Source organism: Ruegeria sp. CDSC002, from assembly GCF_059610905.1.
This window is the reverse complement of sequence record NZ_JBXWOM010000005.1, coordinates 355,588-368,855: the sequence shown is the minus strand read 5'-3', so window position 1 is coordinate 368,855 and position 13,268 is coordinate 355,588. Positions and strand designations below refer to the sequence as shown.

11 protein-coding genes and 1 riboswitch are annotated in these 13,268 nt (G+C 56.2%); of the genes, 3 read left to right on the top strand and 8 right to left on the bottom strand.

Annotated features, from left to right (window positions below):
- Nucleotides 1–96: 96 nt before the first annotated feature.
- Nucleotides 97–1,074, top strand: a complete 978-nt coding sequence (locus tag AC2FJE_RS12025) for an HpcH/HpaI aldolase/citrate lyase family protein (protein ID WP_496755700.1) — start codon at nt 97–99, stop codon at nt 1,072–1,074.
- Nucleotides 1,075–1,324: 250 nt separating this feature from the next.
- Nucleotides 1,325–2,290, top strand: a complete 966-nt coding sequence (locus AC2FJE_RS12020) for a GlxA family transcriptional regulator (protein ID WP_496755701.1) — start codon at nt 1,325–1,327, stop codon at nt 2,288–2,290.
- Between the two features lie 31 nt (nt 2,291–2,321).
- Here AC2FJE_RS12020 and AC2FJE_RS12015 read toward each other — a convergent pair whose 3' ends face one another.
- The 7 genes from AC2FJE_RS12015 to AC2FJE_RS11985 form a co-directional block, all read right to left on the bottom strand.
- A complete protein-coding gene (locus tag AC2FJE_RS12015) occupies nt 2,322–4,154 on the bottom strand; it encodes an adenylate/guanylate cyclase domain-containing protein (RefSeq protein WP_496760978.1) in 1,833 nt (610 codons plus the stop codon).
- Nucleotides 4,155–4,256: 102 nt separating this feature from the next.
- On the bottom strand, nt 4,257–4,949 hold the full coding sequence (locus tag AC2FJE_RS12010; RefSeq protein WP_058272051.1) for a thiamine ABC transporter ATP-binding protein: 693 nt from the start codon (nt 4,947–4,949) through the stop codon (nt 4,257–4,259).
- Nucleotides 4,936–6,483: a thiamine/thiamine pyrophosphate ABC transporter permease ThiP gene (locus AC2FJE_RS12005; RefSeq protein ID WP_496755704.1), complete on the bottom strand. Its 1,548-nt coding sequence runs from the start codon at nt 6,481–6,483 to the stop codon at nt 4,936–4,938. Before AC2FJE_RS12005 ends, AC2FJE_RS12010 begins: the two co-directional genes overlap by 14 nt.
- Nucleotides 6,459–7,439, bottom strand: a complete 981-nt coding sequence (gene thiB, locus AC2FJE_RS12000; protein WP_109311172.1) for a thiamine ABC transporter substrate binding subunit — start codon at nt 7,437–7,439, stop codon at nt 6,459–6,461. The genes AC2FJE_RS12005 and thiB overlap by 25 nt, the downstream gene beginning before the upstream one ends.
- Before the next feature lie 33 nt (nt 7,440–7,472).
- Nucleotides 7,473–7,578, bottom strand: a riboswitch (TPP riboswitch).
- A 137-nt stretch (nt 7,579–7,715) separates the two neighbouring features.
- Complete coding sequence (locus AC2FJE_RS11995; protein ID WP_282169644.1) at nt 7,716–9,080, bottom strand: ArsB/NhaD family transporter; 1,365 nt, start codon at nt 9,078–9,080, stop codon at nt 7,716–7,718.
- Between the two features lie 24 nt (nt 9,081–9,104).
- On the bottom strand, nt 9,105–9,593 hold the full coding sequence (locus tag AC2FJE_RS11990; protein WP_058272048.1) for a CBS domain-containing protein: 489 nt from the start codon (nt 9,591–9,593) through the stop codon (nt 9,105–9,107).
- A gap of 320 nt (nt 9,594–9,913) precedes the next feature.
- Entirely contained in the window at nt 9,914–10,678 is a 765-nt protein-coding gene (locus tag AC2FJE_RS11985; RefSeq protein ID WP_282169643.1) for an enoyl-CoA hydratase, read from the bottom strand.
- A gap of 476 nt (nt 10,679–11,154) precedes the next feature.
- Here AC2FJE_RS11985 and AC2FJE_RS11980 point away from each other — a divergent pair, with 476 nt between their 5' ends.
- The gene (locus AC2FJE_RS11980; protein ID WP_496760977.1) at nt 11,155–11,940 is read left to right on the top strand and encodes a HalD/BesD family halogenase; all 786 of its coding nucleotides are present in this window, start codon (nt 11,155–11,157) and stop codon (nt 11,938–11,940) included.
- A gap of 237 nt (nt 11,941–12,177) precedes the next feature.
- Here the strand turns inward: AC2FJE_RS11980 and AC2FJE_RS11975 are convergent, their stop codons facing one another.
- Nucleotides 12,178–13,230, bottom strand: a complete 1,053-nt coding sequence (locus tag AC2FJE_RS11975; RefSeq protein WP_496760976.1) for a zinc ABC transporter substrate-binding protein — start codon at nt 13,228–13,230, stop codon at nt 12,178–12,180.
- Between the last annotated feature and the right edge of the window lie 38 nt (nt 13,231–13,268).

Here is a 13,268-nt window from a genome sequence, read left to right as displayed (position 1 = left end):
ATGGCGCGGTTGAAGCCAAGGTCAAAGCCGAGGTTGCAGAGCTTTGCGCTAAATTCCCGATCTATCCAAACCTGTAAGACGAAGGATCCCAAAACCATGAGCTTTCACAACATCGACCAAGCCCCCGCACGCCTGAACCGCAGCGAGCTGGCCGTTCCGGGCAGCCAGCCCGGAATGTTCGAAAAGGCAGCGAAATCGGATGTGGACGTTATCTTCCTTGATCTGGAAGACGCTGTTGCACCGGACGAAAAGGAACAGGCGCGCAAGAACATCATCGAAGCGCTGAACGATATCGACTGGGGCAACAAGATCATGTCGGTGCGGATCAACGGGCTGGACACGCACTACATGTACCGCGATGTGGTGGATGTGGTCGAACAGGCCGGTGATCGCCTGGACCTGATCATGGTCCCCAAGGTTGGAACCGCAGCTGACGTATATGCAGTCGACATGCTGGTGACGCAGATCGAGGACGCCAAAGGTTACAAGAAACGGATCGGATTCGAACACATCATCGAAACCGCGCTTGGCATGCAGAACGTCAGCGAGATTGCGGCCGCATCCAAACGCAACGAAAGCCTGCATTTCGGGGTCGCCGATTATGCGGCTTCAACCCGTGCCCGGACCACCATCATCGGCGGTGTAAACCCCGACTATTCCGTTCTGACCGATGCGGATGCAGATGGCGGACGCATGACGCATTGGGGCGATATGTGGCACTATGCGCTAGCCCGCATGGTTGTCGCCGCCCGAGCCAACGGCCTGCGCCCGATCGACGGGCCCTTCGGTGACTTTCAGGATCCAGACGGGTATCGCGCGGCAGCGAAACGCGCGGCCGTTCTGGGATGTGAAGGAAAATGGGCTATCCACCCCAGCCAGATTGTCCTGGCCAATGAGGTCATGTCGCCATCAGATGCCGAAGTCACCAAAGCACAGCGCATACTCGTAGCCATGTCCGAGGCTGAATCGGCTGGCAAAGGCGCTGTGTCTCTGGATGGTCGCCTGATCGACTATGCCTCGATCCGTCAGGCCGAAGTACTGGTCGAAAAGGCTAATCAGATTTCTGCGGCATAAGCATCTGTATTACAAGCATTCCTTGGCGCGGGGTCTTTTGGGTCCCGCGATTGGGTCTTAACGTCTCGTGGTCTACATATTATCGCCGCGACCGGCACCTTGGATTTGCGCGCGGACTTGCACCTTGCTTTCAATCTGATGATCGGTTCAAACTAAGCCCTCGCCAGTTGATTTACAGCTGCCCCAAAGACTGACCGGGTCTTGCAAAAAAGGGCTAACGTGCTGGCAAAGAACAACAAGAACTCATCGAATGTTAGCACCTACAGACAGATCAAAGACTGAACAGCGAATAACATTCGAGATCTTCGTGCAGGCCGAGTTTGCGTATCTTGAGCTGTCATCCATCATTGCAGTTTTGCAGACGGCAAATGATGTTCTCAACCGCGATCTTTTTCGGTGGCAGATTTCGTCGGACACGCCCGGTCTGGTGTCCAGCAGTTCAGACCTGATTGTGCGGGCAACGCCTGCCATCTCTGACCAGTATCTGAGCGATTGCCTGTGTGTTGTGGGCGGTCAGTTGGGAGATGTCAGCACATGGCTGCGACGCGTCCGGGCAATGCAAAAACACAAACGACCGGTTGCCTTGTTTTCGGACGCGGCACGCGAATACATCAAGGCGACAGTGCAACAATCCGGGCCGGTCACGGCACATTGGCGCGACATTGGGTTGCTGCGTGAGATAGGGGATTACCCCATGCTTTCTGAATGTCTTGTTGCCCGAAATGGAACAGTGCTGACTTGCGCCGGGCACGGTCATACCGCCGAGGCGATCATCGGCATTCTGGCCGAGGTTCTTGAGCCTCAAGACAGGGCTGAACTGGCCTGCCAATTGATGCTAAACGACGTTCGGGGCCACGCGCAAGAGCAACCCAAAGGTCTGAGCGCGAACCCGAATTTCCTGGAAAAGCGGCTGCAAAACGCGATCCGCATCATGGAAGAAAACACCGAACACCCGTTGCCAACGGCCAGCCTTGCCCGCCGCGTGGGCGTATCTACCCGGCAGTTAGAGCGTCAGTTCATGCTGCACCTGAGCACATCGCCTGGAAAATTTTATAGAAAGATCAGGTTGAAAAAAGCGTTTACCCTGGTCTCGAACTCGCAAATGCCGATTATTGACATCGCCATAGCCTGCGGTTTTGCGTCAACCTCTACGCTTGCCCAGACATTCAAGGCCGAATACGGCAAAACACCAAAACAACTGCGTCGCACGGAGTGACCATTATACGGCCTCTGGAATTCCTGGCAGGTTATGCTGAGGGGTCAAGGGTCTTATCTGCGTCGCAAAGGCGGTAGACATTCACTTTCCTTGAACGTCCTTTGACAGTGAATTCGCCACAGTCGATCAAATGAAAAGCCGGGCTGATCAGTCGGGCTGTGGCATCGCTGACCAAAATCCTGGTTTGCTCGTCACTTGGCAGCTCGCCTACCAGGGTCTCGATCCGGGCACAGGTGTTCACTGTGTCGCCGATCACCGTGTAATTCATCCTGTCGACGGCCCCGATGTTGCCGACAATCAGCGGTCCGGTGTGCACCGCGATTTTGACGCCGTACTCGACGCCAGCCTCAGCTAGTGATCGCTTGATTGCCATTGCAGCCCGGCAGGCGCGTTCGGCATGGTCCGTCTGGTCCTGGGGCGCGCCCCAGAACGCCATCGCCGCGTCGCCGATGTATTTGTCGAGCGTTCCGCCCTCGGCTTCAATACAGCGGTTCAGGATCTCGAAATGCCGGTTCAGCATTGCTGCCGTGGCTTGTGGCGTCATGGCCTCGGATGCGGGTGTGAACCCCACGATGTCGGCGAACATGACGGTCAGTTCAACTTCGCGCGGCAACACGAGGTTAGGGTCTCCGGTCTTTAGCATTTGCCGTACAAGGGTTCGGGGCAAATAAGTTTGAAACCAGCGCAGCCCGTCGAGCATCTTGTTGAAGGCCACAGCCTGAAGGTTCAGTTCTGAGACCCGAGAGGGGGGCAGGTGGTCGATTTGGTTCAGATTCAGCTCGCTGATTTTGATGGCTTCTTCGGTCGACCTGTGAATGGGTGCCGCCAATCGTCTGGCCAACACAAGCGCCGCAATGACCGAAGCGATCAGTAAACCAAGACTGACCAAGGCGGCATCACTCAGCCGGGACCATTGGTTGCTCCAATCGCTCAGTGGAGAATACTGCCCAATCACCCACGGCTCAGATCCGAAGCCGCTGACGATGCTTGTCAAAACCAGGTGCTCTCCGTCCAGCGCCTCGACCACATATCCGACAAATGTTCCATCGTTGCCCTGAAACTCGGGTGGCTGCATCAGCATTTGTGAGATGACCGCGTCATCAAGTGCTGCGACCGAATGCAAGGGGGCGTTTGAGCTTAACGTGTTTGCAGACAGGTTCAGCAATTTGGGATGGGCCAGAACGCGGTTGTCACCGTACAGAACAAAACCAGTTGCCCCGTATTTCCCGCTTAACTCGTCGACCAGGCCCGAGAAATGGTGAACGGTAGAAGAAACGAGCACGGCCCCGAGGAAAATACCGTCTTTATAGGCAGGTACAGTTGCTGAGATATGTGTCCGGCCCTGGTCAAAGAAGGGTTCGTTCCAGAACAAACCATCATAGCCTTTAACATCTTTAAGATACTGAAGCGTGCCTGCAGCCGGAGGCTCGTATGACGTTATTAAACGTGGCCCCTCAACATCGGTGATATGTGTTGAAATGAACAGACTGCCGTCAGGATACACGATGGCAAGATCTGTCAGATACGGGACCGAAGCCACCACGCCTTTGAAGTAGGCTCTCAGAAAATCGGTGTCGTGCAGATCGACTTCACCCGTGCTTGCGTCTTCTTGTAGGGATTGTGCCAGTTCCTCGATCGGTGTCGTCAGGCTGAAGATATCGTCTTCGATGGATTCGACGATCATCGCTGCAGACGTATTCAACAGTTCCGTCGTGTTCTGAAAATTGGCATAAGTCGAAACCAACAGAACCGCGCCGGCCGATATTGCCACCAGTCCGCCAATGGTCAGCGCCAGCAGAGTGGAAATTCGGATTTTCAACCTTGTCTGGCGGTTGCTTTGCGACCGCGCGCTTTTGTCGATCACGCCAGTGTGCTGCGTATGCTTGTCTTCGTTGACCATCTTTGAACGATATTTAGCTTGGCGACCCGTTACAACGCCTCGTTGACTTCTGAGGCGGGATCACCGCTAGCCAAGATAGGCACGCAGGCTTGGCGGCGGGTTGTCAAAGAGTTCCGCTGTCTGAACGGGGGCATGCACCGTTTCGTCTGCAACAAGTACGGTTTGGTCGGCAATACGGCGTGCATCCTGCGGATCGTGGCTGACCATCAACAGGGTCGTTTGGGTTTCGGCCACCAGATCGGCCACCAAATCCAGCATTTCGGCTTTCAAGGCTGGTCCAAGGGCTGCAAACGGTTCGTCCAAAAGCAACAGTTCGCGCCGCTGCACAAGTACGCGGGCCAGGGCAACCCGGCTTTGCTGTCCTCCGGACAGTTCCGAGGGTTTGCGCGCGCCCATACCATGCAAAGAAACCCGGCCCAGAGCGGACTGAACTTGAGCATCCTCGTCTGCGGACAACCGACCGTTTGGGCGCAGGCCCAGGGCGATGTTTTGTTCAGCCGTCAGATGCGGAAACAGGTTTCCGTCTTGAAACAGCATCGCCATAGGGCGCTTGCCGGGATGCAAGTTGGAAATCTGTTGTCCACTCCAAAAAATCTGACCCTTTTTCAGATCCCGAAATCCAGCGATGGTCTCCAGCAATGTGGACTTGCCCGCCCCGGACGGGCCGACAATGGCAATGCTGTTACCAACCTCGATCTGGATATCGGCGTTTAGGGTGAAATTCCCGTTTTCAATCACGCAGTCGTCAAGCTTCAGCATGCCAGCGCCCTCCTCGGTCCAATAGCCAGAATGCGCCCATGGACAGCAGCAGCAGCAGTAATGCCCCGCCGGCAGCAGCCTGCATCTGATAGGCACCCATCAAGCGGTAGATTTGCAAGGGCAGGGTCGCGATCTGCGGATCGGCGAATAGTGCGATCACACCCAGATCACCCATTGACAGAGCCGCCCCAAGGCCAGCGGCGAAACTGATCTGTGGACGCATGCGCGGTAGCAAGATGCGCGTGAAAAACGTCCATTTTGTCATATCCAATGAAAGCGCGAGACGTCCGTGCCTGGCGGTTATGTCGCGCGCGGCGGGGACCAGAATGCGTAAAGCAAAGGGCAGGGCCATCGCAGCATTTACCAAAGCAGTGACAGGCAGAGCCAATGTCGTCGGGTTTGCCAAAGGCCGGATTAAGATGAACAGGCCCGTACCGATGACCAATGGTGATGCCGCCAAACCCAAAATGCCACTGAGTTCCACAAGCCCGTACCGGCCGCTCGCGACGGCGGTGGCCATAGGCAAAGCTAGCAATAGTAGGACTGCAGTACTTGCCGCAGCAACAAGGACCGAGATCAGCGCAGCCCGAAAAACGATTGCGGGCAAGTCAAACAACCCGGCAACTCCCGAAATTACGACCGATGCTAAAGGCAGTAGCAAAAAGACGGCCGCTGCGACGATCCAGAATACATCTATCGTCGGCGCACCCCCATCCCAGCGGCGCAAGGCGCGATCGAGACCTGTTCCAAAACCGTCCCCGCGCGAAAACTTCAGCGCCACCAAAGCGGTCGCAGCTGTCAGGGCAAGTTGCAGGGCGGATAACAGGGCGGCGCGACCCAAGTCGAAATCGTAGGTAAAAGCCTGATAGATTGCCAGTTCGATTGTTGTAGCCCGTGGCCCTCCGCCCAAGGTCAGGGCGACGGCGAAGCTGGTCAGGCAGATGGCGAAGATTACCGCCAGAACCCCGGGCAGGGTCCGTTTGAGCATGGGCATCTCGATCAGTCGAAACATGGCCATGCCATTGCAGCCCAGTTGTGCGGCCAGGCGAAACCGTTCTGCAGGAATTTCCTGCCAGGCTTGCAACACAAGGCGTGTGGCCAGGGGTAGGTTGAAGAAAACATGCGCCAGTACGACCCCATGCAAGCCGTAGATGCGTATGGGCGGCAGGCCGAAAATGCCAAGGAAGTCCGAGATCCATCCCGACCGGCCAAAGACTTGCAGCAGACCCAGAATGGCAACGATGACCGGCAGGATGAAGGGCGCACCCAAAAGCGCAATTAAAGCCCGTCGGCCGGGGAACCTCCGACGTGCCAAAGCCCGCGCAACCGGCACGGCCAACACCACGCTGAACAATGCGGACAGCGTGGCCTGGGTCAGCGTGAAGCGCAGCGCAGCCCAGTCGGCGGGACTGAACCCGCCGCTGGTTTCAGCACGCAGTGCAACCGCCGCAAGAGTGCCCAGGATCAGCGCGGCGACCAGAGCTGCCGCACCGATACCGGGCCATGGGCTTACTGGCTGAGCGCGTTCTGCCATTCTGCCAGGGCCTGATCCCGCACGGCGGCGGCTTCATCGGGAGAGAACAGCAGCGACTTTGCCGGCACTGTCAGGGTGTCAAACCCTTTCGGCAAACCTTCTGCCGGCGTTACAGCCGGATACATCCAGTTGGTTGTTGGAATGATCTGCTGGAACGCGTCCGAGACCATGAACTGCAAAAACTGATCCGCCAGTTCGGCCTGATCCGTCGCGGCCAGTTTTGCGGCGACTTCAACCTGCAGGTAATTGCCTTCGTCAAAAGCAGACGCAGCCTTGCTGCCATCGTCCTCGGCAATCAGGTGATAGGCCGGAGATGTCGTGTAGCTGAGAACCATGTCCGACTCGCCCTCAAGGAACAGGCCGTACGCTTCGGACCAGCCTTTTGTGACCGTCACGATATTGTCGGAAAGACCAGCCCAGATTTCGGGTGCATCATCACCATACGCCGCTTTAACCCACATCAGCAGACCCAGACCGGGCGTGGACGAGCGAGGGTCCTGGATGATGATCTTGGTGTCGCTGTCCGCCAGCTCCCGGAAGTTCGCAGGCGCGGTCGCATCCGCTTTGTGAACGAAGGCGAAGTAGCCCCAGTCATACGGTGTGAACGTGTCATCGGTCCATTCGATCGGCAGCGCGAAGTCGGCAGAAACGGAATTGGGCGCAAACAGGCCGGTTTCCCGGGCCGCTGCAATCAGGTTGGTATCCAGACCAAGCACGACGTCGGCGTCAGAGTTTTCACCCTCAAGCCGGACACGCGACAAAAGTGCGGCACCATCTTCGACGCCCACGAGGTTCAGCTCGCAGTCGCAGGTTGCCTCAAAGGCTTCTTTGACCTGCGGGCCGGGGCCCCAATCGGATACAAAGCTGTCATAGGTGTAAACGGTTAGCTGAGGCTTGTCGGCGGCGATGGCCGTAGTTGCACTCAGAAGTCCCGCAGCAATTAGCAGATGTTTCATGTCATCCTCCATTGCGGCGAGAGGGCAAGGATGGATGAAACCGAAACCCTTCCCTCCGCCGGTTCTAGCCGGTTCAGGTTCTACGGGTTCGCTTGATAAGCATCTCAGCGCGGCAGGCCGTGCTCCCCGAGGTGAGGCCGTCACTAGGGGGGATTGGCTAGAAAGACAACCAAATTCGGTGCCTCAGCGCGGTGCGTGTCACATGCGGGCAAGTAAACCTGTCCGGAGTCGGACGCCCTTTGAACCTGTAATACGTTTGGTTCAAAGGGCCATAGGTCAGAAGTAACGCAGCCAAATATAGACGTTCGCGATCATCAGGGTGAGGATCATGATCGGGAATGCAATTTTGGCGAAGGCGATGAAGCCGATGGGCTGCTTGGCCTTTTCCGCAAAAGCAGCCACCGTAAGGTTGGCGCTTGCCCCCAACAGTGTACCGTTGCCGCCCAGACAGGCCCCAAGCGCCAGCGACCACCAAAGGGGTTCAATCGCGTCCTTGCCGCCGAACGTGTCTGCGGTGGACTCGATCAGAGGGATCATCGTTGCCACGAAAGGAATGTTGTCGAGGATTGCGGACAAAATGCCGGAGGCCCAAAAGATGAAGAACGCGGTCCACATCATGTCGCCTTGGGTCAGCTCCAGCACTTTCTCACCAAAGAATGCCAAGAGGCCAACATGTTCAACACCGGCAACAATGACGAACAGCCCACCGAAGAAAAAGATTGTGACCCATTCAACTTCACCAAAAATGTGGTGAACCGACTCGGATTGTTCTTCACCGCTTTGGTGGCCATAGGCCAGCAGCATCAACAGGCCAGCACCGGCCAACGCTGACGTACCGGGCTGAATGCCGTAGCTGTGCCCCAGCGTGAACCCCAGCAAAACCAGAGCCAATACGGCCAGAGACTTGATCATCAAGACAACATCAGTAACCGCTTCGGATTCGTTGAACCCCATAATCCGATCGCTGGCCGATTTCGGAATGCGGGCCAGTTCCTTGCGGTTCATAAGGTAAATAATGCCGGTCAGGACAACCAGACATATGGCCGAGATAGGCGCCAGGTTCACCACGAAATCGTTGAAGCTCAAACCTGCGGCCGAGCCAATGATGATGTTGGGCGGGTCACCGATCAGCGTCGCTGTTCCCCCCACGTTCGAGGCTAGGATCTCGGCAACAAAGAACGGGAACACACGCGTTTCCAGGGCTTCAGTGATCAGAAGCGTAATCGGGGCGATCAGCAAAACGGTCGTCACGTTGTCCAGCAGGGCCGAGAACACCGCCGTAATCAGCGTCAGCATGATCAGGATGCCGGTTGGATTGGCTTTCACCGCTTTTGCGGCCTTGATCGCTACGTATTGGAACAATCCGCATTTGCTGGTGATCCCCACGATGACCATCATGCCGATAAGCAGTGCCAGAGTGTTGGCGTCCACACCCGCCACGGCCTGTTCCTGATTGATGATGCCAAACAGGACCATCAGGGACGCGCCCAGCATCGTCAGAATGGCGCGGTTAACCTTTTCGGTGATCAGGACCGCATACACCAAAATCAGAATTCCGGTCGCGATCCAAAGCGGATCAATGCCCAATAGTTGTGGAACAGAGAGAGCGGCCTCTCCGTGTGACGTCGAATGCGTAGCCAAGGTTTTAGTCCGGTTTGTATAGGGTTAGCTGAGTGCGCGATCCAAAAGCGAGTTGGCGCTTACGGTGCCAACGAAACGGTTGGTTTCGGGCTCAACAAGGATCACGTGCCGTTTGAATTTGTAGATCAGGAAGATACCTTCCATCACCGGCGTATCAGGTGCAGCGACAGGGATGTTCGAGGGCCTCGACATGTTGTCGCGAACCTTTTCGGTCTTCAGCCGCTCCATCTGTTGTTCGAAATCATCCCGCGTCAGATTCATGAAGCTGAGCGAGTCGATCGCGACGCGCGACGCATCATCATTTAGACCGATTGTAGCCGCCTTCGGCAGAATCAGTTTCAGCAGCGTCGGGGCGGTAAAGACGCCAACATAAGTCCCGTCTTCAGCCACGACAGGCAGAAACCGTGCCCGGCTGCCCCTGATGATGTTGAAAGCCGTGGCGATGCTTTCATCCGGCAGAATGGTCTTTTGTACCTCAGGCGGCACCATCACGTCATAGCAGGTTAGGCCCATGCTTTTCCTCTGACTTCACGCGGCTATCGGGTGAAACGCCATCCAACAGCCACAGGGCACGCCCTATTTCGGCTTGTTAAAGCGTGTCAGGGCGAATCAAAATTTGTTGATGCGCACTGATTCCATTGCCGGGCGGAATTGACCAGCCCGGTAATGAAATTAAGTTGATATCCTGTCGTTATTGGCGACGTAGGCCAATTACGGAAGGTTGGTTTCAGCTTGGGTTTGCGTCAGTGGCGTTTTGTGCCTCAGCTTTCGTTTCCGAAATAACTGGGGCTGCCTTCGAGGCGAGGAAAGCCGTAGTCCCTCAAAGGCGCGGGTCAGCCGTAATTCGGTGCGCGTTTTTGCAGTTTGGCCGCAACGCTTTCGGCGAAATCCGGGGATTGTAGCTGCGCGGCAAAAATCTTGATTTCCGCGGCCATGTGTCCGGCCACTTCGTCACGCTGATTGCGGATCAGGGTCTTTGACTGTTTGAGCGCTACCGGGGATGAGGCTGCAATGGCTTTTGCGATCTCCTGGACTTCGTTCATCAACTCACCGTCGGCAAAGACGCGCGCGACCAACCCGTGGTTCAGGGCCTCGGATGCCGTCAGAACCCGCCCGGCCAGCAAGACGTCATTGGCGACAGCCATACCGAGAGACGCAGGCAGCAACATCGAAGAACCGGCCTCGGGCACCAGACCCAGTTGGACAAATGGAGCGCTGAATGTAGCGCTGTTCGCGGAATAGACCAGATCGCAGTGCAGCAGCATGGTCAGGCCAACACCAATTGCAGAACCGTTGACTGCGGCGATCAGGGGTTTCGGACAATCCCGGATCGCATTCAGGAACCGAATAATCGGATTTTCAGCGTCACCCGCCGGAAGACCGCCTGTCATAAAGTCCTGCAGGTCATTCCCGGCCGTGAACATATCGCCTTCACCAGTGATGACCAGCGCCCGGGCTTGATCGGTTTGACCGTATTCTTCGATGGCTTCAGCTATCGCGGTATACATGGCAAAAGTGATCGCGTTTTTCTTGTCTGTGCGAGAAATCGTGACTGTGGTGACGCGATCCTGAGTGCTGACGATGATATGTTCGCTCATGGCGTTATTCCTTGGATGTCCGGCGGAATTTGTGCCGCGTCGGCTGTGGGTTTCCTGCATGTGGGCAAGTTCGTATGCGGGCAAATAGCCTGCGTCAACAAATCAGGGCGGTTACCTCACGTCGCCGGGCGAGTGTGCCAGATTGATCCCCACTGCTGAATTCAGTGGTGCCTTAACTTTGCAGCGCAGCTACGACTTTTTTTACATCTGGAGGAGATCTACGTCTTTTTGCGTAAGCTATCCGGTAATCCTGCCGCAAAGGGATCGGCGACATGCTCATCCTGATGAGGGTCTCCGACTTTTAATCCATCGCCGTCATTTCTACTGAACAAGCGCCCTCAGGAATAGGCGCTTTCCGCCGGGCAATCCGTTTTTCGGTCAGTGCTTTTGAAATTCTTATGCTCCCCAAAAAGGCTATCCATTGATAAAGCCCTGTTTCAAGCCCTGCTCAGGATAACAGGAAAGGAGGGTCGAAGATGCGTGATGTCTTAAACTTGGATTTGTATCCATTGGACCAGCCGGGCAGCATGGCCTGGCACAGCCTGATCGAACGCTGCAAAGCCGATCTTTCTGAGAATGGACTATTTAACCTGCCTGGCTTTGTTCGCGACAGTGCGCTGGAATCGGCGGTGTCTGAGCTGCAACCGGTTTTTGCCGAAGAGGCTTTTGTCCACGCGCGGCGGCACAACATCTATTTCAGGACGTCTATCGAGGGCCTCGGCAGCGACCATCCGGCCCTGACCCAATTTGAGACGTCTAACAGAACGATTTGTGCCGATCAGTTGGGGCAGGCCATTGTGATCCGCCTCTACGATTGGCCGCCATTTGCGCAGTTTCTGGCTGCGGTCATGAAAAAGCCAAAGCTATTTGTGATGGATGATCCGCTGGCCCGCGTGAACGTCATGGCTTACTCAGCCGGGCAGGCCCTGAACTGGCATTTCGACAGGTCCGAATTCACCACAACGCTGCTGTTGCAAGCGCCGTCTGCGGGGGGTGAATTTGAGTACGAAAAAGACCTGCGTAGTGATGACAACCCGAATTACGATGGGGTGGCTGAATTGCTGGAAGGCCGGCGCAAGCCCACGCTCATGAAACTGCAGCCGGGGACTTTGAACATCTTCAAAGGCAAAAACACGGCGCACCGCGTCTCGCCTGTTCAAGGCGACCGCGACCGTATGATCGCCGTGTTTTCCTTTTATGATCGGCCAAACGTTCAGTTCACACACGAAGAACGCATCGGGTTTTACGGACGCGCGTCGTGAGCCGGGATTGCGCATGCCTGACCCGTAACTAGTGTCCGGATCGTTGATCCCGACACCGCTACAGCCTCTGACTGCGTCGTTCTGTTGGGAATTCTAGAAGAAATCTGGCTGAGTTTCCAAAAGGGCGAATGCCGCGAGCACCGAAACGAAAAAACCAAGTTTCCGAGAAACCTTTGTGCCCCCGGCGATGTTCAGCCCGCTCTGGATTTCCATGCCAAAACGGGCTGCCCTGTCAGGTCATAGGCATTCCGCCAATGTTTTTGCGATGTTCCGGATCATTTGCGGGTACAGCTTAGCCCCGGGTTCAAGATCAGAACCTAGTGGATCTATCACACCGGTATTCGCTTCGGTTCCGTCCAAGACAGTGGCGACGATGCCTGGGTTGAATTGCGGCTCTGACAGAACACAATTGATCCCTTCTTCGCGAATGCGCCCCTGAATCTCAGAAATCCGCGCCGGGCTTGGATCTGACGCGTCACTAAGCGAAATCGCACCCGACGCGGGGAAGTCGAAGGCGTTCTCGAAATACTGATAAGCATCGTGGAAAACGATGAAGTTACTGCCGCGTACAGGTTCCAGAGTTGCACTCACTTCAGCGGAGAGGGATGCCATCTCTTCGCGGGCAGCCGCCGCGTTTGCGAAATATGCACCCGCATTGTCCGGGTCCGCTGCGGAAAGCTGCGCGGCAATCACGTTCAGCCAGGTGTCGGCGTTTTTGGGCGAAAGCCAGGTATGCGGATCATGATCGCCATGCGCGTGGTCATGGTGGTCGTCGTGTTCTGCATGATCCTCGTGATCGTGGTCTTCGCCCTCGGCATGCTCTTCGTGGTCATGATCGTCATGGTCTTTGTCGTCGGCATGATCCTCGTGACCATGATCGTCATGGTCCTCCTCTTCAGCGTGATCTTCATCGCCATGATCATGCGCTTCAAACAGCGCGTCCTCGCGGAAATCCAGTAGGACGGTGCCATCCGCTTCGAGCAGGGGGGTGACTGTCGCTCCGTTGGCCAGGTTCTCGACTGCGCCTTCCATCCATGGGGTCAGGTCCTCGCCCATCCAGAATACCAAATCCGCATTCTGCAGGGCAGCCGCCTCGGAAGGGCGGAGGTTGTATTCATGCGGGGACGCGCCGGCTTGTACGATCAGGTTCGGTGCGCCAACACCTTCCATCACGCGCGCCACCAATGAGTGCACCGGAGCAATATCAACGGCAACATTTGGGACATCGGCCATCGCTGTGCCCCCCATCAACGCAGCCGTGACCGAAACAGGAAGAAGCTTTCTGGACATCAAACCCTCTATGTGATTTTATAACGTTGCGAGTGGCA